19 protein-coding genes are annotated in these 21462 nt (G+C 55.9%); 12 read left to right on the top strand and 7 right to left on the bottom strand.

All coding sequences use genetic code 11. From position 1 onward, the window contains the following. Positions 1–153 precede the first annotated feature (153 nt). Both JJL52_RS21645 and JJL52_RS03765 read left to right on the top strand, forming a co-directional pair. Positions 154–825: a TVP38/TMEM64 family protein gene (locus JJL52_RS21645; protein ID WP_336885037.1), complete on the top strand. Its 672-nt coding sequence runs from the start codon at positions 154–156 to the stop codon at positions 823–825. Next, positions 822–2306 carry a dihydrolipoyl dehydrogenase family protein gene (locus JJL52_RS03765; RefSeq protein ID WP_336885036.1) on the top strand — a complete coding sequence of 495 codons (1485 nt, stop codon included), beginning with the start codon at positions 822–824 and terminating at the stop codon, positions 2304–2306. Before JJL52_RS21645 ends, JJL52_RS03765 begins: the two co-directional genes overlap by 4 nt. Before the next feature lie 901 nt (positions 2307–3207). Here JJL52_RS03765 and hrpA read toward each other — a convergent pair. Continuing rightward, positions 3208–7122: an ATP-dependent RNA helicase HrpA gene (hrpA, locus tag JJL52_RS03760; RefSeq protein ID WP_202051065.1), complete on the bottom strand. Its 3915-nt coding sequence runs from the start codon at positions 7120–7122 to the stop codon at positions 3208–3210. 87 nt (positions 7123–7209) lie between these two features. Then, positions 7210–7800, bottom strand: a complete 591-nt coding sequence (locus JJL52_RS03755) for a Uma2 family endonuclease (RefSeq protein WP_202051064.1) — start codon at positions 7798–7800, stop codon at positions 7210–7212. Positions 7801–7932: 132 nt separating this feature from the next. On the opposite strand from JJL52_RS03755, the gene JJL52_RS03750 reads away from it, so the two are divergent. Continuing rightward, a complete protein-coding gene (locus tag JJL52_RS03750) occupies positions 7933–8925 on the top strand; it encodes an SPL family radical SAM protein (protein WP_202051063.1) in 993 nt (330 codons plus the stop codon). Further along, positions 8913–9635 (top strand): SDR family oxidoreductase, encoded by a 723-nt coding sequence (locus tag JJL52_RS03745; RefSeq protein ID WP_202051062.1) that lies wholly within the window; start codon positions 8913–8915, stop codon positions 9633–9635. Before JJL52_RS03750 ends, JJL52_RS03745 begins: the two co-directional genes overlap by 13 nt. Before the next feature lie 18 nt (positions 9636–9653). On the opposite strand, the gene JJL52_RS03740 is transcribed toward JJL52_RS03745, so the two are convergent. Then, a complete protein-coding gene (locus JJL52_RS03740) occupies positions 9654–9962 on the bottom strand; it encodes a (2Fe-2S) ferredoxin domain-containing protein (protein ID WP_202051061.1) in 309 nt (102 codons plus the stop codon). A gap of 198 nt (positions 9963–10160) precedes the next feature. On the opposite strand from JJL52_RS03740, the gene JJL52_RS03735 reads away from it, so the two are divergent. Then, positions 10161–10547: a hypothetical protein gene (locus tag JJL52_RS03735; protein ID WP_236994033.1), complete on the top strand. Its 387-nt coding sequence runs from the start codon at positions 10161–10163 to the stop codon at positions 10545–10547. Between the two features lie 268 nt (positions 10548–10815). Continuing rightward, complete coding sequence (locus JJL52_RS03730) at positions 10816–11448, top strand: FHA domain-containing protein (RefSeq protein WP_202051060.1); 633 nt, start codon at positions 10816–10818, stop codon at positions 11446–11448. Between the two features lie 18 nt (positions 11449–11466). Here JJL52_RS03730 and radA read toward each other — a convergent pair whose 3' ends face one another. The 3 genes from radA to folP form a co-directional block, all read right to left on the bottom strand. Further along, a complete protein-coding gene (radA, locus tag JJL52_RS03725; protein ID WP_202051059.1) occupies positions 11467–12843 on the bottom strand; it encodes a DNA repair protein RadA in 1377 nt (458 codons plus the stop codon). 5 nt (positions 12844–12848) lie between these two features. Further along, positions 12849–12986 carry a hypothetical protein gene (locus JJL52_RS03720; protein ID WP_202051058.1) on the bottom strand — a complete coding sequence of 46 codons (138 nt, stop codon included), beginning with the start codon at positions 12984–12986 and terminating at the stop codon, positions 12849–12851. Positions 12987–13361: 375 nt separating this feature from the next. Continuing rightward, positions 13362–14189 (bottom strand): dihydropteroate synthase, encoded by an 828-nt coding sequence (gene folP / locus JJL52_RS03715; protein ID WP_202051057.1) that lies wholly within the window; start codon positions 14187–14189, stop codon positions 13362–13364. Positions 14190–14269: 80 nt separating this feature from the next. On the opposite strand from folP, the gene JJL52_RS03710 reads away from it, so the two are divergent. The 6 genes from JJL52_RS03710 (at position 14270) to rimI (ending at position 20233) form a co-directional block, all read left to right on the top strand. Beyond that, the gene (locus JJL52_RS03710) at positions 14270–14806 is read left to right on the top strand and encodes a flavoprotein (protein WP_202051056.1); all 537 of its coding nucleotides are present in this window, start codon (positions 14270–14272) and stop codon (positions 14804–14806) included. Then, positions 14803–16200: a DUF6513 domain-containing protein gene (locus JJL52_RS03705; protein WP_202051055.1), complete on the top strand. Its 1398-nt coding sequence runs from the start codon at positions 14803–14805 to the stop codon at positions 16198–16200. Before JJL52_RS03710 ends, JJL52_RS03705 begins: the two co-directional genes overlap by 4 nt. A 71-nt stretch (positions 16201–16271) precedes the next feature. Beyond that, on the top strand, positions 16272–17015 hold the full coding sequence (pssA, locus tag JJL52_RS03700; RefSeq protein ID WP_202051054.1) for a CDP-diacylglycerol--serine O-phosphatidyltransferase: 744 nt from the start codon (positions 16272–16274) through the stop codon (positions 17013–17015). 253 nt (positions 17016–17268) lie between these two features. After that, positions 17269–18813, top strand: a complete 1545-nt coding sequence (locus JJL52_RS03695; RefSeq protein WP_202051053.1) for a 2-isopropylmalate synthase — start codon at positions 17269–17271, stop codon at positions 18811–18813. A gap of 75 nt (positions 18814–18888) precedes the next feature. Beyond that, positions 18889–19683: a uracil-DNA glycosylase gene (locus JJL52_RS03690; RefSeq protein ID WP_202051052.1), complete on the top strand. Its 795-nt coding sequence runs from the start codon at positions 18889–18891 to the stop codon at positions 19681–19683. Between the two features lie 10 nt (positions 19684–19693). After that, positions 19694–20233 (top strand): ribosomal protein S18-alanine N-acetyltransferase, encoded by a 540-nt coding sequence (gene rimI / locus JJL52_RS03685; RefSeq protein ID WP_202051051.1) that lies wholly within the window; start codon positions 19694–19696, stop codon positions 20231–20233. Between the two features lie 160 nt (positions 20234–20393). Here rimI and JJL52_RS03680 read toward each other — a convergent pair whose 3' ends face one another. Continuing rightward, positions 20394–20966: a phage integrase N-terminal SAM-like domain-containing protein gene (locus tag JJL52_RS03680; protein ID WP_272901703.1), complete on the bottom strand. Its 573-nt coding sequence runs from the start codon at positions 20964–20966 to the stop codon at positions 20394–20396. Between the last annotated feature and the right edge of the window lie 496 nt (positions 20967–21462).

Raw genomic sequence — 21462 nt, 5'->3', positions numbered from 1 at the left:
GATATAGAATAAGGCGGTTTCCGTCGGCGGACGGCCGGGGAAAAACAGTATCAATAAGGAAAACAGGTTTGACATGCGCGCATTGTACAATAAACATTGTCAGGATTCTTCCGGTTATTCGGCCAATTTTCAACACACTGCAGGAATAACACGATGACGGGCTTACAAATCCGCCTGCTTGCTATCATCGCTCTCGCGATCGGGGCATTCTTTCTTTTCGATCTCGATCAATGGCTGACGCTCGAACGCTTCAAAACGGAATATGCCCGCCTGATCGGCTACCGCGACGCGCATCCCGTGCTGGCCACGCTGGCGTTTGCGGGTATTTATATCGCGGTGACCGGCTTGTCGCTGCCCGGCGCCACGGTCCTGACGCTCGCCGGCGGCGCCTTGTTCGGGCTGGTCTGGGGAACGTTGATCGTCTCGTTCGCGTCGAGCATCGGCGCGACGCTGGCGTTTCTGACTGCGCGTTTTCTGTTTCGGGACGCGGTCAAGTCCCGGTTCGGCGACCGTCTCGCCGCAATCGACGCCGGCCTCGCCAAAGACGGCCCGTATTACCTGTTTTCGCTGCGCCTGGTGCCGCTGTTTCCGTTTTTCGTGATCAATCTGGCAATGGGGCTGACCGAAATCCGGACCTTTACCTTTTATTGGGTCAGCCAGCTTGGGATGCTGGCCGGCACGATCGTTTACGTGAATGCGGGGACGCAGCTGGCCAGGATCGACTCGCTGTCCGGCATCTTATCCCCGCCATTGGTCGGCGCTTTCGTGCTGCTGGGCCTGTTCCCGCTCGCCGCCAGAAAATTTGTGGAGACTTTCCCCCGATGAAGCCGGATACCGCCAGCAGTTGGGAGCCCCCGAAAAAGTTCGACTATAACATCGCGGTAATCGGCGCGGGCTCGGCCGGGCTGGTCACCTCCTATATCGCCGCGGCGGTAAAGGCCAAGGTGATTCTGATCGAAAAACACCGGATGGGCGGCGACTGCCTGAACACCGGCTGCGTTCCCTCCAAGGCGCTGATTCGCACCGCCCGCTTGATCGCACTCGGAAAACGTTCCGGCGAATTCGGCATCCGGCGGATGCAGGCCGAATTCGATTTCGGCGAGGTCATGGAACGGGTACAACAGGTCGTCGAAACGGTAGCGCCGCACGATTCGATCGAGCGTTACAGCGGACTCGGCGTAAATGTCGCGGCCGGCAGCGCCAGGCTCATTTCGCCCTGGACCGTCGAAATTAACGGCGAGCATGGCCCGCGGCACGTTACTGCGCGCTCGATCGTAATCGCTGCGGGCGCACGGCCGCTGGTGCCGCCGATTCCAGGCCTCGACCGGATCGGTTATCTGACCTCGGACACCGTCTGGGATTTACGCAAGGCGCCGAGGCGCCTTTTGGTCCTCGGCGGCGGCCCGATCGGCTGCGAGTTGGCCCAGTGTTTTGCGCGCCTCGGCATCCGGGTCGTGCTGCTCGAAATGGCCCCCCGCTTGCTGCTGCGCGAAGATCCGGAAGTCTCGGTCCTGGTCGAAGAGCGGTTCCGCCGGGAAGGCATCGACCTGAGGCTCGGCCATACCGCAAAGCGGTTTATCGTCGGGAACGACGAGAAAACGGTAGTGGCGGAGCATAACGGCGAAACGGTGAACATCGCCTTCGACGAAGTGCTGGTCGCCTTGGGGCGGGCAGCCAATGTCGACGGTTTCGGACTCGAGGAACTCGGCGTGGCGCTGTCGCCGAAAAAAACGCTTCAGGTCGATGCGTTTCAGCGGACCAATTACCCGCATATCTTCGCCTGCGGCGACGTGGCCGGACCCTATCAATTCACTCACACCGCCGCGCATCAGGCCTGGTATGCGGCCGTCAACGCGCTGTTCGGCGGCATCTTGAAATTCCGCACCGATTATTCGGTGATACCCTGGGCCACCTTCACCGATCCGGAAGTCGCACGCGTCGGGCTGAACGAACAGGAGGCGAAAGAACAGGGCATTCCTTACGAAACCAGCCTGTACGACCTGGCCGAGCTGGACCGGGCGATTGCGGACGGCGAGGGACAAGGTTTTGTGAAAGTCTTGACCGTTCCCGGAAAGGATAAAATCCTCGGGGTTACGATTGCAGGCGAACATGCCGGCGACCTGATCGCCGAATTCATCCTCGCGATGAAACACCGGATCGGTCTGAACAAAATTCTCGGTACGATTCATATCTATCCGACCCTTGCCGAAGCGAATAAATACGCAGCAGGCGTCTGGAAACGCGGCCATCAGCCGGAGACCTTGCTGAACTGGCTGGCTAAGTTTCATGCCTGGCGGCGGGGATAAACTTTATTGGGGAAAACCCTAGCAAAACGATTAATACGGGAAAAGGGCCAGGATATGCCCATTCCTCAAGGTCATTTCCTGCTTTTAAAGGAGTCGTTCGCTTCAAATCCGGCCGACTCCGGGCCTGAAATTATATATCGCCATTTTATTCACAAAACCTGTGGATAACTTTGTGGATACATTGTTTTCGAGCTTTCCAAAGTACCGTTTTTATTACCCCTTAGTCAGTTTGTATAAAAACGAATCAATTCACTGAAGTAATAATAAATCAAAGACTTAGATCATATACTGGGTTTTTGGGCGGCCTTGTCAGGCATGATGTAAGTCATTGATTTCTGCTGTGCATAAACGCCCTCATTAAAAAACCGATTGTCAACGGCAAACCGATTTTCCGATCCAGGAATTTACCGGGTTCACCCTAAGCGTCCCACCGCGATAGCATAAGCCGGACGGAGACAAAAGCGACCTGCTCTGCGTTCTCCGGAAAATATCAATCCCGTTCATTCCGTTCTTTCTTGCCCTTGACGCTCGGGGCAGTCCCGGTATCGAGGCCGCATGAAATTTTTCGCCTATTATAAAAAGTCTACCTTGTGCATCAAATCGCTTGCAGCGGATCAAATGCTTCCTTCACGCGAAAAAGCATCCAAAATATTTATTCACAAAACCTGTGGATAACTTTGTGGATAGATTGTTTTCGGGCTTCCAAAAGTGCCGTTTTTATTGGATTTTGGTTAGTTTGTACAAAAACGAATCAATCCACTGATCAATAAAAAATCAATGACTTACGGATGCATTAAAGATTTTTTACCGTACAGCTTGACATCCTGTAAGCCATTGATTTCATCCTGTGCATAAATGCTATTGAGTCAAAATTATTTTGCTCGAATATTTAAATTTCGAATCAGCCGCGTTCGTCCCACGCCTTTTCGAGCCGCTTCGCGGACACAGGAAACGCGGTTTTCAGTTGCTGCGCATACAGCGACACTCTGAATTCTTCCAGCGCCCAACGGAACGGGTCCTGCTCCGGAATGACAGTTTCTTTTTTGGATTTTTTCTCGACATCCTGCCAAAAGCGGATGGCATAACGCTGGATTTCCTGATTTTTTTGCGGATCGTTCGCAAACTTGTCCAGCCGGTACAGGACCGCTTTCAAATAGCGCGGAATCGCCTTGAGCTGATCATACGGCGTGTGGCGGATAAAGCCGGCGTAAATCAACAGGTCGAGCTGCTGATTAATGTCTTTGGTCAACGGATCGTTCGCATTCAGGCGACCAAGGCAGGTTTTGATGTCGGCATATTGCTGCATGATGTCCAGAACGATTTTGCCGATGTCGTTCCCGGCGGAGATCAGATCCGGCTTCGAGGCCTGCAGATTGCGCTCGAACACCTCCTTGGTTCGAATCGTCCGGCCCTCGATAAACACATGGCTCAAGATGCAGAACAACAGGTCCTCTTTATACGAACCGGACGGCTGATAGCGGATGATCGGATGCTTCGGCAGACGTTGATAAGCCAGTTCGGCCGCGGCCGATTGCGGTACATTTTTCTGGATGTAGGTGCATTCCTTGCGAAGCTGCAGTTGATACAGGCGCATCAGGCCGGCCTGATGCTGTTGCGCGGCCTTGCGTTCGGTGTCGAACAGGCGCACGCCGACCGCATCGCCTTCGTCGACGATCGCGGGATAGCCGATGAACGACTGGCCGCGCTGCATGAACTGGCGCGTATCCGGCAGATCGTCGAACGCCCACTGGATACAGCCGGTGTAATTCAGTTCGTCGGCGGCCAGCTGGTCGAAGCTGTCGCCGGCTTTAACCCCATGCTTGGCCTGAAGCTTTTTCAAATCGCGGCCGTAGTCGAGCAGCTTGTCCTGGTCGTCGACGACCCGGAAATTCATCTTTAGATGCTCGGATAAGGACTCCGGATTCCAGGCATTCAGCGGAATCGCCTCCCCGGTCAGCTTGCGCAACCGGTTGCCGAGCCATTCGTATAAGGACCCCTTGAAATCCGGCTCGATTTCGAGACATTTTTTGACCGTTTCAGGCACCGGCACGAAATGCTTCCGGATCGGCTTCGGCAGCGACTTGACCAGCGCAACGCATTTCTCTTCGAGCAGCCCCGGCACCAGCCAGTCGAACGGCGCCTGCGAAACTTGGTTCAACTGGTGCACCGGAATGATCGCGGTCACGCCGTCCTCATCGTGGCCGGGCTCGAAGCGGTATTGCAGCCTTATCGTCAAATTGCCGATCTTCTTGCTGTCCGGATAATCCCATTCGTTGACCGCATGATCCTGCTCGCGGGTCAAATCTTCCTTGGTCAAAAACAGGAATTTCGGATTGTCGCGCTCGACTTTCTTGCGCCACTGATCGAAGGTAATCCCGTTCACGACCTCGGACGGGATCTTCTCGTCGTAGAACCGGTATAGCCATTCCTCGTCCTCGACCAGATCGACCCGGCGCCCCTTGTGCTGGATATAGCCGACCTCTTCGAGCAGTGTCCGGTTCGCGAGATAGAACGGCGCGTTGCTGTGGTAGTCGTGATCGACCAGCGCCGAGCGGATGAAGATTTCGCGCGCGGCCTTCGGATCGACATGTTCGTAAGGCACCTTGCGCCCGGCCTGCAGCGTCAGGCCGAACAGCAAGGTGCGCTCGTGCACCGCAGAACGCGCCGCTTTCTTTTCCCAGTGCGGATCGTAATAATTGCGTTTGACCAGGTGCTTCGCGCATTCTTCGATCCATTCCGGCTCGACCTTGGCGACGGTCCGCGCATAAACCTTGCTGGTCTCGACCTGCTCGGCCGCCATGATCCATTTCGGACGCGCCTTGTGCTGGCCGGAGCCCGGAAAGATGAAGAACTTGAGCCCGCGCGCGCCGAGGTATTCGTAGATCTCGTGCCTGAAGCCGATGTTCGAGAGCAGGCCCGGCAACAGCGCACGGTGGATTTCCACGTAGCTGGCCGGCACCGTATTGATCTTCAAATTCAGGTCGCCCTTGATCACCTGCATGATTTGGGCGTGGATGTCGACCCATTCGCGCATTCGGATATAGGACAGGAAATGGTCGCTGCAGTATTTGCGCAGCTTGCTGTTCGACAGGTGCTTCTTCTGTTCCTCGAAGTCGTTCCAGAGATTCAACAGGGTCAGAAAATCCGAATCCTCGTGGCGAAAACGCGCCTGCTTCGCCTCGGCCTGCGCCAGCTTGTCGGCCGGTTTCTCCCGCGGGTCCTGAATGCTCAACGCCGAGACGATGATCGCGACCTCGTGCAGCGCGTGCTGCTTTTCGGCCGCGATCAGCATCCGGGCCAAGCGCGGGTCGGTCGGAAACTTGACCAGTTGCTTGCCGGTTTCGGTCAGTTTGCCCTGCTTGTCCAGCGCATTGACTTCCTGCAAGACGGTCTTGCCGTCCCGGATCATCTTGTCTTCGGGCGGCTCGATGAACGGGAAATCTTCGATGTCGCCGAGGTTCAACGCGGTCATTTGCAGGATGACGGCCGAGAGGTTGGTGCGCAGGATTTCCGGCTCGGTAAACTCCGGCCGCGCCTGGTAATCTTCCGCCGAATACAGGCGAATGCAGATGCCTTCGGCGACCCGGCCGCAGCGCCCTGCCCTTTGGTTCGCGCTCGACTGCGAAATCCGTTCGATCGGCAGGCGCTGGATCTTGCTGCGGTGGCTGTAACGGCTGATCCGCGCATGGCCGGTATCGATCACACCGCGAATGCCGGGCACGGTCAACGAAGTTTCGGCAACGTTGGTCGCGAGCACAATCCGGATCTTGCCGCCTTTCGGCTTGAACACCCGCTCCTGCTCGCTGGTGCTCAGCTTCGCATACAGCGGCAGAATCTCGTACCGGCTCGGATGGTGTTTTTTCAGCGATTCGGTCGTTTCCTTGATCTCGCGCTCGCCGCTCATGAAGATCAGAATGTCGCCGCGCAAATCGCGTGTCAGTTCGTCGACCGCTTCCAGGATCGCCTGCTGCAGGTTGTCGCTGGTTTCGTCGTTCGCGGTTTTCTTGCCCTCTTCGTCCTGTTCGGTTTCCTCGACCGGCCGGTAGCGGATCTCGACCGGATAAGTGCGGCCCGACACTTCGATAATCGGGGCGTCGAAGAAATGCCGGGAAAAGCGTTCCGGGTCGATCGTGGCGGAAGTAATGACCAACTTCAGGTCGGGGCGCTTCGGCAACAGCCATTTCATGTAGCCGAGCAGGAAATCGATGTTCAGGCTGCGCTCGTGCGCCTCGTCGATGATGATCGTATCGTACTGGTTCAAATAAGGATCGTTCTGGGTCTCGGCGAGCAGGATCCCGTCGGTCATCAGCTTGACCAGCGAATCGGCATGGGTTTTATCGGTGAAACGCACCTTGAAGCCGACCGACTTGCCGAGCGGCTCACCAAGTTCTTCCGCGATCCGGTCCGCGACCGTGCGCGCAGCAATACGGCGCGGCTGGGTATGGCCGATGAAGCCGCCCGAACCGAGCCCGATCGACAGGCAGATCTTCGGCAACTGGGTGGTCTTGCCGGAGCCGGTCTCGCCGCAGACGATCACCACCTGATTGTTACGGATCAGTTCGGCGATCTCGTCTTTTTTGCCGGTGACCGGCAAATCGGGAAAATTCAGCACCGGCACGCTCGCCAGACGCTGCCGGCGTCTTTCGGCCGATTGCCCGATCTTCGCATGCAGCGCAGCCACTTGCGCGATCGGATTCTTGCCTTTCTGGTATTCGCTGCGCAGGCGGTCGAGCTGGCGCTTAAAACCGTGCCGGTCCTGGTTTAAACACTGAGGTAACTGGCGGGAGAGTTGCTTGAGGGTTTCGCTGAGGGACATCAAAACAGCCGGTAAAATGCGGCTATTATACGATAAATGGGCCAGGATCAGACCTGCCGGGTTTTTAAAACCCGGCAGGTCTTTTGATCAATAATCGGTCGGCAGACGCGCGGCCAGTTCGTCCCAACGGATGACAATCTCCGGCAGGATGCCGACTGCGGTTTCGCCTTTCAGTTCGTAGATTTCGGGCTTGCCGAATTCGTTGTCCTGGAGGCGGTAAACCGTCAGCACGCGATCGACCGGGTGTACCAGCCAATATTCGCGAACCCCGTGCCGTTCGTAGAGCCGGCGCTTTTTGATCTGGTCGTGCCCGGCGGTCGAAGGCGACAATACTTCCACGATCCAATCGGGAGCGCCGCGTATGCCGCGGCGGTCTATTTTGCCCGGATCGCAGACGACCAGCACATCAGGCTGTACGACGGTGTCGACTTGGTCGTCCGATTCGGCACATTTGGGCAAACGTACATCTATCGGCGCGATAAAAGCCCGGCAGGATTTACCCTGTAACGCTTGCCGTACTTGAAAGTAAATTTCCCCAGCGACGTCCTGATGCGCTACGTCAGGCGCCGGAGCCATCATGTAAGCCACACCGTCGATTAACTCATAGCGCACGTTGTCAGGCCAAGTCAGATAATCGCCGTAACAGTGATATAAAGTGTCTTTTAAAGCCAATCCCATTACAAACTCCTCTTCATTACCCACACCTACTTTACGGCAGAATTAGACGACTCGCAATAGTAACTTATCCCAGCGCCAAGCCCGGAATTTTGTACAATGTAGGGCCGTTTTTACTGCTTTTTTGATCACCCCATGATCGAAACGATCTACATCGAAGAAAACCTGCTGAACCATCCGCGCGTGCAGGAAATCGTCGCCCGCTTTCCCGAGGCGCGCCGAATTCCCTGCGGGCGCTACGGCGAGGTTTTCAATCCGAAAGCGCAGAATTTCCGGCTGCAAAAACAGCGGCCGGCGCTGATCCTGGCCGAGAAATTCAAGAATTTCGTATTGCCGACGCCTTCGGGCTACGGGATCGGCGCGCGCCGCAATTATTATTTTTCGCACATGCTCAACTGTCTGTACGATTGCCGCTACTGTTTCCTGCAGGGCATGTACCCTTCCGCGCATTATGTCCTATTCGTCAATTACGAAGATTTTCAGCAGGATATCCGCCGGATCGCCGAAGCGCATCGGGACGAAGCGGTGCATTTCTTTTCCGGCTACGATTGCGACAGCCTGGCGCTGGAACCGGTAACCGGTTTCGCCGCGCATTTTCTGCCGTTTTTCGCCGAAGTTCCGAACGCCTGGCTCGAACTGCGCACCAAAAGTACTCAGATCAGAACCCTGCTGGCTCGGGAACCCTTACCGCGCTGCGTAGTGGCGTTCAGCCTGAGCCCCGAACAAATCAGCGAAAAACTCGAACACAGAGCCCCTTCCCTGCAAAAGCGGCTCGATGCGATCGGCAAGCTGCAGGAACAGGGCTGGCCGGTCGGCCTGCGCTTCGATCCGCTTATTTTTCAATCGGACTACCAGAACCAATATCGGCGATTTTTCGGCCAGGTTTTTGCGCACATCGATCCGAAGCGGCTGCATTCGGTCAGCCTCGGCGCTTTTCGCCTACCCGAGCAGTACTTCAAAAAAGCCCAGAAGCTCTATCCCGATGAAAAACTGTTTGCGGGTCCGATGCAGTTGAAGGAAGGAATGATCGGCTATGAACGCTCGCTCGAAAAAGACATGTTGGCGTATTGCGGCGACCTGCTGTCGAATTACATCACCGCCGAACAGTTTTTTCCATGCGCAGCGTGAGACGCTTCATTCTGGTGACCGGCGCCAGCTCCGGCATCGGCCGGGCCGTTGGCCGGCGATTATTGGCGGAAGGGCACCAGGTAATCGGCGTATCGAGGGATATCCGCAAATTCAGCCATGGCAGGGAAGGCTTCCATGCACTCGAACTGGACCTTGCCGATCTGGCCGCCCTGCCCACCCAAATCGCCGACATTGCCCAACGCTTCCCCGAGCTCGACGCTGTCGTATTCAGTGCCGGCATCGGGCGTTTCGGCGCGCTCGAACAATTTTCCTATGCGCAAATCGAGACTTTGATGGCGGTCAATTTTACCGGGCAGGCCTTTCTGGCCCGCGCTTTGCTGCCGCAGTTAAAGCGCAAGGCCCGCAGCGATCTGATCTTTATCGGCTCGGAAGCCGCATTGAAAGGCTCCCGCCAGGGGGCGGTTTATTGCGCCGGCAAGTTTGCGGTACGCGGATTCGCCCAAGCCTTGCGCGAGGAATGCGGCAAAAGCGGCCTGCGCGTCGCGCTGATCAATCCCGGCATGGTCAAGACCGAATTTTTCGACAGCCTGGCTTTCGAACCCGGCGATCACGCCAGCAATTACATTCTGCCGGAAGACGTCGCCGAAACGGTCTCGTATGTGCTGGACTCGCGGGCGGATATCGTAATTGACGAAATCAGCCTGAGCCCCTTGAACAAGGTCGTAAAATTCAAAAAAACCGACCGGTGACCGTCCCCGTTCGACGGACTAAATTTTCAGCCGTTCGACGACCCTGCCGCCGATCAGATGCTCCTGAATGATCTCGTCGATATCCGCCTGATTTTTGAAGGTATACCAGACGGCTTCGGGATACACTACCAGCACCGGCCCTTTATTGCAGCGGTCCATGCAGCCTGCGTTATTGATCCGGCATTTGCCGGGACCGCTCAATTTCAGTTTTTTGATCTGCTCTTTCGCGTAATCGCGCAGAGCCTGAGGATTATGATCCCCGCAGCTGCTTCTGCCGTCATCGCGCTGGTTGGTGCAAAAAAATACATGGTGTTTGTAATAGCTCATCACAAAAAAATAAAGCTGGTTTTTGATATTCCGGATTATACCCGAGTGGACTTGCAACAGCGCAAAGAAATCCGCATACCGATTTCTTCGCCTTTAAACCCGATCGGCTCGATTCCCTGGAGGCGGAACTTTTCCGACTCATTCGGAATCTCCTTATCATATTTTTCGAATTTCTCCACAACACACAAGGACATTGCCATGAAGCCAATAAAAATAACAGCCGCTACGTTTTTCCTATCGCTCGCTTTCAGCCTGCCAAGCCATGCCGGCAGCACGGACACCCCCGATGAACCGATGAACATGCAGCAAGGCATGGGAATGCGTCATGGCATGGGAATGAAAGGACCTAAGTCGAAGGAGGAACTGGAGCAGCATATGCGGATGAATCAGGAACATATGCTGAAGATGCACGATCTTTCCAATCGAATCCTATCCGAAACCGACCCAAAGAAAAAAGAGCAGTTGAAAAACGAGCAACTTGAATTGATGAAGGCTCACCACGAACAGATGATGACGAAGCGGATGGAAAGAAAACAACATCATCAAAAAACGATGGAAAAACCGGCCCCTAAATCAACCCAATAAATATCCGTCGACTTTCCTCTCCACGAATCCTTTCCGGATACTTCCCCGAAAAGCCTGGACCGATTGTTCTGCAGTTTTTACGATTACCGTCAGAACAACCGCACCTGGCACGGACACCCCCCATCCCGGCAATTCCCGTCCCTGCCGGGATGGGACGCAACAAGCACCTCACGCCTTCGCGCTGATTTTGCTGCATCAGTTGCTTGAATATCAAAAAAAATACTGTCTATAATTTAAGACAGTTATTTTTATCGATCGGCTGAATGAAATGCCAAAACTGACTGTTTATTTTAGAGATAAAGAAATCGGTTCCTTCATATTCAATGAAGGAAAGGTAAGACTCGGCCGCGATGAGACCAACGAAATCCTCATAGACAGCCTTGCGATCGCGCCGGTTCATGCGGTGATCACCTTGCACAATGGGGTCGCGACGATCCGGGCATTACAGGATGAATTTCCGATTATCGTAAACGGTGGAAAGACCAAAGAAGCCGTTCTAAACGAAAACGACATGATTGCCCTGGGCAAACATCACGTTCTGTTCAATCACTCCAGTTCGGTCGACGGACCTAAACCGTTTGACGAATCCATCGCAAACGATCCACCAGCCCCCCTTCTTTTTGGTGTAGAGCCGGAACTGCCCAACGGCAATTTTCAGATCATGGATGGAGAAAATATCGGCAAAATCATCCCGATCAAAAAAACGATGGTACAGTTGGGTCGCCCCGGCCAAGGCATTGTCATAGTCACTCGGAAAAAAGAAGGCTATTTCGTTTCCACGCTGGAAAACAAAGGTTCGCTGACCGTTAACGGCGAACCGATCGCAAACCGGATCGTCAAGTTGAGCAATAACGACATTTTGGGCATCAACGACAAATCCCTGCAGTTTTTTCTGAGCTGAGGACGGACTTTAATGCGGCTACAGCTCCGCGGCGATATCCAGTGCCTCCGCCAGCGTGGCGACCGGATAGACAGTCAGCCCGTCGATCGGCTTTTTGGGCGCATTCGCTTTCGGTATCACCGCCTTTTTAAAGCCGTGCTTGGCCGCGTCGTTGAGCCGGGCGTAACCGTTCGCAACCGGCCTGATCTCGCCGCTCAACCCTACCTCGCCGAAAAAAAATACGTCATGCGGGATGATTTTATCGCGCAAACTCGAAACGATCCCGATGATGATCGCCAGATCCGAACTGGTTTCGGTCACCTTGATGCCGCCGACCACGTTTGCGTAAATTTCGTCGTTCGCAGTAAAAATACCCCCATGCCGGGCCAATACGGCGAGCAGCATCGCCAGCCGGTTTTGATCGAAGCCGACCGCAAGACGCCGAGGATTGCCGTACTGACATTCGGTCACCAGCGCCTGAATTTCGACCAGTAAAGGCCTCGTTCCTTCCCACAGCACGGTCACTACGCTGCCTGAAGAGGGTTTTTCCGGCCGGTTCAGAAACATCGCGGAAGGATTCCTGACCTCCTTCAGGCCCGTGCTGTCCATGGCGAAGAAGCCGAGCTCCCCGACGCTGCCGAAGCGGTTTTTGTCCGCCCTCATTACGCGAAACCGGGCGTCATCGGTAGCGGCCAGAATCACCTGGCTATCGACGATATGACTCAAGGTCATCGGCCCCGCCAGCGACTGATCCTTGGTCACATGGCCGACCAAAAACAGAGCGACGTTATTCTTTTTGGCATACTGGGTCAGATAACTTGCCGATTCCCGCACCTGCGAAACGGAACCGGGCGCCGATTCGGTCTGCTCGGTGTAAACGACCTGGATCGAATCGACTACCGCGACCTGCGGTTCAACCTCGTCCATGACATCGGCAATCCGTTGTACCGAGGTTTCGGCAAGCATCAAAATCTTATCGGAGGGCAGCTTGAGGCGATGCGCCCGGTCGGCAATCTGGCGCAGCGATTCTTCACCGGAAACATACAGAACCTTAATGCCCTGCTGCGCGATATGCGCGATGATTTGCAGCAATATCGTGCTCTTGCCCGCTCCCGGCGCACCGCCGATCAGAACCACGCTGCCTTTGACCAGCCCCCCGCCGAGGACCCGGTCGAATTCCGACATACCGGTCTGAATTCTTTCTTCGCGCACTAAAACGACATCGGACAGCCATTGCACTTCGGACTTGTTGCCCGCATAGCCGTCCCGACGTTTATGACGTTCCCCGGCAGAAGCGCCGAGGCGCACTTCCTTGATCGTATTCCAGGCACCGCAACTGGTGCATTGGCCGCCCCAGCGCGGAAAGTCGGCGCCGCACTCCGTGCAGACGAAGGCGGTTTTCTCTTTTTTGCTCATTCGTTCTAAAGCGCGCTACGGCGCCAAAAAATCCTGTCGTCCTTGTCGATCAGGTTGGTCAACATGCCCAAATCCTCGCGCAGCCGCCTTCGGGAGCCGAGCTTGCGCTGTATTTCCTCCGGCACGGCGAATAATGCAATCATCCTATAATTTCGCCCGCATCGTTACGGCTGACATAAGGCATAGAGGCTCTCTTATAAAATATTTAGGCGTCATTCTAATGAGTTATGCAGAATGTGCAATAGCGCCAAATCAAAGGGATCTTCGCCTTGGAAAAAGTCGTAGCTCCTGCTTTTGTTGCTCCAGCACGCCCATTCCGCTGATGCCGACGGCGGGCCTGGCGTTGACCGGCAACAAGCTGAGGCAGCCGGCAAGGGGTAGGCAAAAGAGCCGATATTAACCAGTCAACCGCCCGTGTTCCGAGAGCCGAAAGCAATCTGCGCAACACGGAAGGGGAACTGGTTTGCGGTTCGGTCAAGATAAAGGCTCCTTAGGAGCTTTTTTGGGGGGCGCTGGTTTTACCGGGATTCCCGGCTTCGCCTGATCGCCCAGGCGACATCCGCCGCCTGCCGGTTTTCCTTCACGTCATGCACGCGAAACAGCTTGACGCCTGCCATTACGCCCAGCGCGGTCGTGACCGCGGTCGCGGTCACCAGCTCGGCCGGTTCCTGAACATTGCACAACGCGCCCATGAAGCGCTTGCGGCTCGCCCCCAGCATTACCGGATAGCCGAGTTCGACGAACGCATCCAGATGCGCCAAGAGGTCGAGATTATCCTGTTTGCGCTTGCCGAAACCGATGCCGGGGTCGAGAACGATCCGTTCCCTTTTGATGCCCGCCTGCAACGCCGTCTCGGCTTGCTCCAGCAAAATCGACCTGACTTCGCCGACCACCTCGTCATAATACGGATTGTCCTGCATCGTTTTCGGCGTTCCCTGGCTGTGCATCAGCACGATCGGCACATTAAAGCGCGCCGCCAGCGCCAGGATATCGGGATCGCCGGTGCCGCCCGACACATCGTTGACCATATCGGCGCCGGCCTGCAAGGCGGCTTCGGCGACTTCGGACAACGTCGTATCGATGCTGATCGACAAAGCGGGCAATCGGCTTCTGACCGCCTCGATCACCGGCACGACCCGGCGGATTTGTTCCGCCGCCGGCACCGGATCGGATCCGGGGCGGGTCGACTCGCCGCCGATATCGATGATATCCGCGCCGTCGACCGCCATCCGCTCGGCCTGTAGAACCGCTTCCCCGACCGTGACATATTTTCCGCCGTCGGAAAAACTGTCCGGCGTCACGTTCAAGATTCCCATGATCAGCGGTTTTTCGAAAGATGCAAACAAAATCCCAACTCCTCTGTACGAACTGCGGTCAAACCTTCGAGTATAATACCCGGACCTTATACACCCCAAACAAATAATTGATGGATAATCCGCGCTTAGCCTGGGCCATTACCGGCTCCGGTCACTATATTAAAGAGTGCCTGGACTTTCTTTTAACGCTCGATCATGTCGATTTATACATCAGCCAAGCCGGCGAAGAGGTACTCCGCATGTACGGCTACGACCTGAAAGACATCCGCGAACAAATGCCGGTTTACCGCGACAAAGCCGCCTCGGCGCCGCCGGTCGGGCTGTTTTACAAAGGCTATTACCATACCTTCGTAATGGCGCCGGCCACCTCGAACACGGTCGCCAAATGCGTGCTGGGTATCTCCGACAGCCTGGTTACCAACTTGTATGCGCAGGCCGGCAAATGCAAGGTGCCGAGCATCGTCTTTCCCTGCGATACCGCTCCCGAAATGGAAACCACCGCACCCGGCGGGATGGTGATGGTCTATCCGCGCAAGATCGACCTCGAAGGCACCGAAAAACTACGCACGTTCGAATACACCACCGTCGTCGATACGGTCGAAGACCTGATCGTCAAGGTCAAAGCGCGCCTGCAGGCCGTCGCATGAGCGAACATATCCTCTTCCTGACCGGCAAGCTGGCGGAAAAACAGCTGCGTGCAATCCTCGAAAAGATGCAGCCCGAATTCCGCTATACAGTGCACCAGCTCGGCGTCAAAGTCGCCGCGTTGATGACCGCGGAGATGATCGGTCGAAGATTGACCGACACCTTCGGCGCCGACCGGATCATCGTGCCGGGCCGCTGCCGGGGCGATCTCGAAAAATTGTCGGCGGACAAAGGCCTGCCGATCGAACGGGGACCGGACGAACTGAAGGACCTGCCCCAATACTTCGGCCAAGCCGCGCACAAGCCGGATCTCAGCCGCTACCGGGTCAAGATATTCGCCGAGATCGTCGATGCGCCGAACCTGAGCATCGAAGCGGCCATCGAACGCGCGCACTACTATCAACGGAACGGCGCCGACGTGATCGACATCGGCTGCCTGCCGAGCACGCCGTTCCCGCAGATGGAAGAAATGATCCTCGCGCTGAAGCAGGAAGGCTTTCAGGTCAGCATCGACTCTTTGAACCCCGACGACCTGCTCAAAGGCGGGAAAGCCGGCGCCGACTTCATGCTCAGCCTGCACGAAAGCACCCTGTGGATCGCGGACGAGGTCGAATCGACGCCGATCCTGATTCCGGAAAAGCACGAAGATCTGGCTTCGCTCGACCGCAGCATCGCGGCCATGCAGACCAAAAACCGTCCCTTCATCGTCGACCCGATCCTCGACCCGCTGCATTTCGGCTTCACCGAATCGGTCGTCCGTTATCACGAAGTCAGAAAGCGTCACCCCGACATCGAAATCATGATGGGCGTCGGCAACCTCACCGAACTGACCCATGCCGATACCGCCGGGATGAACGCGCTGCTGCTCGGGATCTGCTCGGAACTGAACATCAACCAAATCCTGGCCACCGAAGTCAGCCGGCACGCCTGCCGCGCGGTCAAAGAAGCCGACCTGGCCCGGCGCATCATGCATGCGGCAAAAGAAAACAATACCTTGCCGAAACACATCGACCCGGGCCTGATGGCGCTGCACGAACCGTCGCCTTTCCCGTACTCTTTCGCCGAGATCAGCGAGCTGGCCGCCCAAATTAAGGACCCGAGCTACCGGATTCAAATCAGCCCCGAAGGAATGCATATTTTCAACCGGGACGGCATCAACACCGCAACCGATCCGTTCGACCTCTTCCCGAAGCTCGGCGTCGAAACCGACGGCGGCCATGCTTTTTATCTCGGCGTCGAACTAGCCCGCGCCGAAATCGCCTGGCGCCTCGGCAAACGCTATACCCAGGACGAAGCGTTATCGTGGGGCTGCGCCACCGACCGGGACGAGCGTACGGTCGACCTGCACACCTTCAAACCCGCCGGCACCACGCTGCAAAAGAAAGAGCCCCATTAGGCTAGGTACGGCTTGCCCGCTCATTGTATAATTTGCGGAATTTTTATCGAGACAGAAGGATTGATCACAGCATGACTGCCAAAAAGCCGTCCATACGCCGCCGCGGTATCTATTTGTTACCCAACTTGTTTACGACAGGCGCGCTTTTCTCGGGGTTTTATGCGATCACTTCCGCGATCGACGGACGCTATGAAACTGCAGTCATCGCCATGTTCATTGCGATGGTGCTGGACGGGCTCGACGGGCGCGTCGCCCGGCTGACCAACACACAAAGCGAATTCGGCGTGCAATACGACAGCCTATCGGATATGGTCTCGTTCGGGGTTGCGCCGGCTCTGGTGATGTATTTATGGGCGTTTTCCGGCCTCGGCAAAGTCGGCTTGTTCGCCTCGTTCGTGCACATGGCCGGCGGCGCCCTGCGTCTGGCCCGCTTCAATACCCAGGTCGAAACGGCCGACAAGCGCTATTTCCAGGGACTGCCGAGCCCGGCCGCGGCCGCGATTCTGGCCGGCTTTATCTGGTTTGCGACCGAATACCAATACAGCGTGAGCTACCTGAAATATCCCGCGCTGTTTTTGACGATGGCGACCGGCCTGCTGATGGTCAGCAATTTCCGCTATTTCAGCTTCAAAGGCGTCGATCTGAAAGGCAAGGTGCCGTTCGTGTTCGCGATCGTCGCAATGCTCAGCATTGCGTTCGTGATGGCCCAGCCGCAATCGATGCTGTTCTTTCTATCGGTGATCTATGCAGTATCGGGCCCGGTGTTGACGCTGGTCTTGCGCCGGCGCCGCCGGATGCAGGCAAGAAAAACCTAAAATCCGCTTGAGGATGGACGTTCTTTCGCGTATATTTTCCTTATGTCCGCACAATACCCTTTCATAGTCCATTCCATACCGGCCGCTCACCAGGCCGCTTCCTTGCTGTTGCCGGCAACTTCCCTGCTGTCTCTGAGACTACTGCTGCCCTGAGGGGCACATAATCTCGACTTTACAGAATCGTTTTACAAACCCGTTTTTTTAAATCCGCAGCAAGGCATGCGTGGATGATTCTCCATGCAGGGAGTTTTTCATGAAAGACAAGTTAATCATTTTTGATACGACGATGCGCGACGGCGAGCAAAGCCCCGGCGCCTCGATGACCCGCGACGAAAAAATCCGGATCGGCCGGGCGCTGGAGCGCCTTCGGGTCGACGTGATCGAAGCCGGCTTCCCGGCCGCCAGCCCCGGCGATTTCGAATCGGTCCAGGCGGTCGCGAATGTGATCAAGGACAGCACCGTCTGCGGCTTGGCGCGCGCGCTGGACAAGGACATCGACCGTGCCGGCGAGGCGCTCAAAGGCGCCAACCGCGCCCGCATCCATACCTTCATCGCGACCTCGCCGCTGCACATGCAGAAGAAATTGCAGATGACGCCGGACCAGGTGATCGAATACGCGGTGCGTGCAGTCAAACGCGCCCGCCAATATACCGACGATGTCGAATTTTCGCCCGAGGACGCGGGCCGTTCGGAAGAAGATTTTTTGTGCAGAATTCTCGAAGCGGTGATCGATGCCGGTGCGCGGACCTTGAACATTCCCGATACGGTCGGCTACAGCATTCCGCAGCAGTTCGGCGCGACGATCAAAAACCTGATCGAACGCATTCCCAATTCGGACAAAGCGATCTTTTCAGTACATTGCCATAACGACCTGGGACTGGCGGTCGCGAACTCGTTGTCCGCAGTAATGAACGGCGCACGCCAGATCGAATGCACGATCAACGGTCTCGGCGAACGCGCCGGCAACGCCTCGCTCGAAGAAGTCGTGATGGCGGTACGCACCCGTCAGGACGTCTTCGCCTGCGACACCGGCATCGACACGCGCGAGATTCTGACCTGCTCGAAGCTGGTCTCGTCGATCACCGGTTTCCCGGTACAGCCGAATAAGGCGATCGTGGGCGCGAACGCGTTTGCGCACGAATCCGGCATTCACCAGGACGGCGTGCTGAAAAACCGCGAGACTTACGAAATCATGCGCGCCGAGGATGTCGGCTGGACCGCGAACCGGATGGTGCTGGGCAAACACTCGGGCCGCAATGCGTTCAAGAGCCGGATGACCGAACTGGGGTTGGTGTTCGATTCGGAAGAAGAGCTGAACGACGTTTTCATGCGCTTCAAGCAGCTTGCCGACAAGAAACATGATATCTTCGACGAAGATTTGCAGGCCCTGGTCTCCGAAGCAAGCTTCGAGGCCGAAGACGAATTCATCAAGCTGATTTCGCTGAAAGTCTGCTCCGAAACCGGCGAAGTCCCGGTCGCACGGATCACCCTGCGCATCGACAACCAGGAAGTGACCGGCGAGGCGGAAGGCGGCGGGGCTGTCGACGCCAGCCTGAAGGCGATCGAGAACCTGGTCCAGTCGAAGGCCAGCCTGGAATTGTACTCGGTCAACAACATCACGAACGGTACCGACTCCCAGGGCGAAGTGACCGTACGCCTCGAAAAAGGCGGACGGATCGTGAACGGCCTGGGCGCCGATACCGACATCGTGATCGCCTCGGCCAAAGCTTATGTGAATGCGGTAAATAAATTGCAGTCCAGCGATTTGCGCCAGCATCCGCAAAAAGGGAATGTCTGACCGCGGCGGCTGTCTTAACGAGCAAAGGACAGGGTCCAGCGCCCTGCCTTTCCCTCGATTTTACGGAGCCTGACGATGGACGACGCGATTCGCCTGCTTTATCTCGAAGCGATGGGTATTACTGTCTGGAAGCCCAAAGCCTCGAACAGCCCTGTATCCGCCCCGCCTTCTGCCGGCGCCGGCAATACGCCGTCGGAAGCGATCGCCCTACACAGTGAAGACCCGCCTTATGCGGCACCGACTCCTCCCTTACCTCCCCCTGCATCAATAAGCCTCGCGGCGAGCAGCGACTACGCAGCCCCTAACGATGTCGCGGAAATGGACTGGGACACGCTGGAAAAAACTGTCTCAACCTGCCCGAAATGCCGCCTTTGTGAAACCCGCACACAGACCGTCTTCGGCAGCGGCGACAAAAAAGCCGATTGGCTGATCGTCGGCGAAGGCCCAGGCCAGCAGGAAGACTTGCAGGGCCTGCCTTTCGTCGGCCCGGCCGGACAGCTCCTGACCGAAATGCTGCGGGCGATCGGCCTCGGCCGGAACGAGGTCTATATCGCCAATATCGTAAAATGCCGCCCTCCCAACAACCGTGACCCCAAGCCGGATGAAGCGGACGCCTGCCGTCCTTACCTAGATCGCCAGATCGCGCTGATCCGACCGAAAATCATTCTGGCGGTCGGCCGCATCGCCGCCCAGTCTCTGCTGCGCACCGAAGCGGCGGTTTCCAAGCTGCGCGGCAGGACCCATACTTTAAATCAGACGCCGGTTGTTGTAGTCTATCACCCTTCGTATCTGCTGCGTTCGCCCGGCGAAAAGAAAAAGGCCTGGCTCGATTTACAACTGGCACTCAACACCTATCGAGAACAAAAATAAAAGGTTAACCATGCGCGGACTCCTGGACAAAATCAAAAGCTATGTCTTCTATGATGCCGACCGGGAGTTCTACGCCCGCGTCTTTCCAGAATCGGTCTCCCGGATCGACCTGCTCAGAATGCGTACGATGACCCATGGCGATCTGCCTGGCGTGCTCGCGATCGAAAATCAGAATTACGAATTTCCCTGGGGCGAAGACATTTTCATCGACTGCTTCCGGGCCAATTACCACTGCTTCGTTTGCGAAGATTTGGACAAGATCGTAGGCTATTGCATCCTTTCGATCGGCGCGGGCGAAGCGCACATTTTGAACATCAGCGTCGATCCCGAGGCACAAAAGCAGGGCATCGGCCGCAAAATGCTCGAACACCTGATCGAAACGGCCCGCGGCAAGGCCGAAACGATATTCCTGGAAGTCCGGCCGAGCAATATCGTGGCGCTCGGGCTGTATAAAAAAATGGGGTTCAACGAGATCGGTATCCGCAAGGGCTATTATCCTGCCGCCGAAGGCCGGGAAGATGCGCTGATGCTGGCAATGGAGCTGTTTTAGCGGTGTATTCGCTCCGTCTCCAAAGAGGGAAGGCGAGAATGAAGGAAAAACTAAGACGGCAGATTATCGAGAGGACTCTTCACCCCGACCTCCCTGATTCAGAACCATAGGATGGGCTGACGAAGGAAGCCCATCGTTCGCGATTGATGGGCTTCGTACCTCAGCCCATCCTATCATGCTGGACCAGAGAAACCGGCAACATCGTGACCCGGTCTTTTGCGCCCTTGCCATCGCGGATCAAAATTTCCCTGCGCTTCATGTCGACATCCTGAACCCTGAGCCGCAAGCATTCCATGATCCGCATGCCGGTACCGTATAAAAGGCTGGCGATTAGCCAGTGCACACCGTTCAGGCGCGACAGAATCGCCTGAATCTCTTCGCGATTCAACACTACCGGCAACCGCTTGGGCGCCTTCGCCTGCTCGACATTATCCAGCCACGGCAATTCGACAGCGAGCACTTCCTTATAGAGGAATAACAGGGCGCAGCGCGCCTGATTCTGCGTGGAAGCCGAGACCCGGCCATTAACGGCCAGATGCGTCAAAAACCGCTCCACTTCCGGAGCGCCCCTCTCTCGCGGATGCCGCTTGCCAAAATATAAAATATAGCGTTTAATCCAGTCCGTATAGGCCTGTTCGGTACGAATGCTGTAATGCTTCAAGCGAATTTTGTCTCTAACCTGATCGAGCAACTTAGGTGGCCGCCCAGATATAGTATTTGACGGTTCTTGCATAATTTTTAGGATATGCTAAATTTCGGCACATGAATGATTTATCTAAAATTCTAGTTTTAGAGAACTATTTAGGCAACCCTTTGACGCAATGTTTTACGTCATTTAGGATGGCTAATTGTAGTTAGGTAGCTAATTCTGCTTCATGAGATACCAAAATTTTAAATATAAATTACTGGAAGGAAGCCCCCTTCTAAGAGAAGCATATTGGAAAAGAACTACTAGGCGAGAGCTACACACTTTGATCATGCGATTTGCACGGAGAGAATCAAATAGTCGAGAAAAATGTTTATCGCCATTCTTATGGAGGGTGAGACGTCATAAAGCTATTGCAATATTCGAGCATCGGTTTGGCCCAGTCCCTGAAATGTTTAAGCAATGGTCTATGCCGGTTCGGTGGAAAATATATACAAATGAAGGGCGCCATGTTTGGCCATTCGTCGCCTAACGAATAAGGTTAGATGGTGCGAGCGCAGCGCGCGAAGCCACCATCTGAACC

The organism is Candidatus Methylomicrobium oryzae (genome assembly GCF_016745425.1).
GTDB lineage: Bacteria > Pseudomonadota > Gammaproteobacteria > Methylococcales > Methylomonadaceae > Methylomicrobium > Methylomicrobium oryzae.
This window is presented reverse-complemented; position numbering and strand designations above follow the sequence as displayed.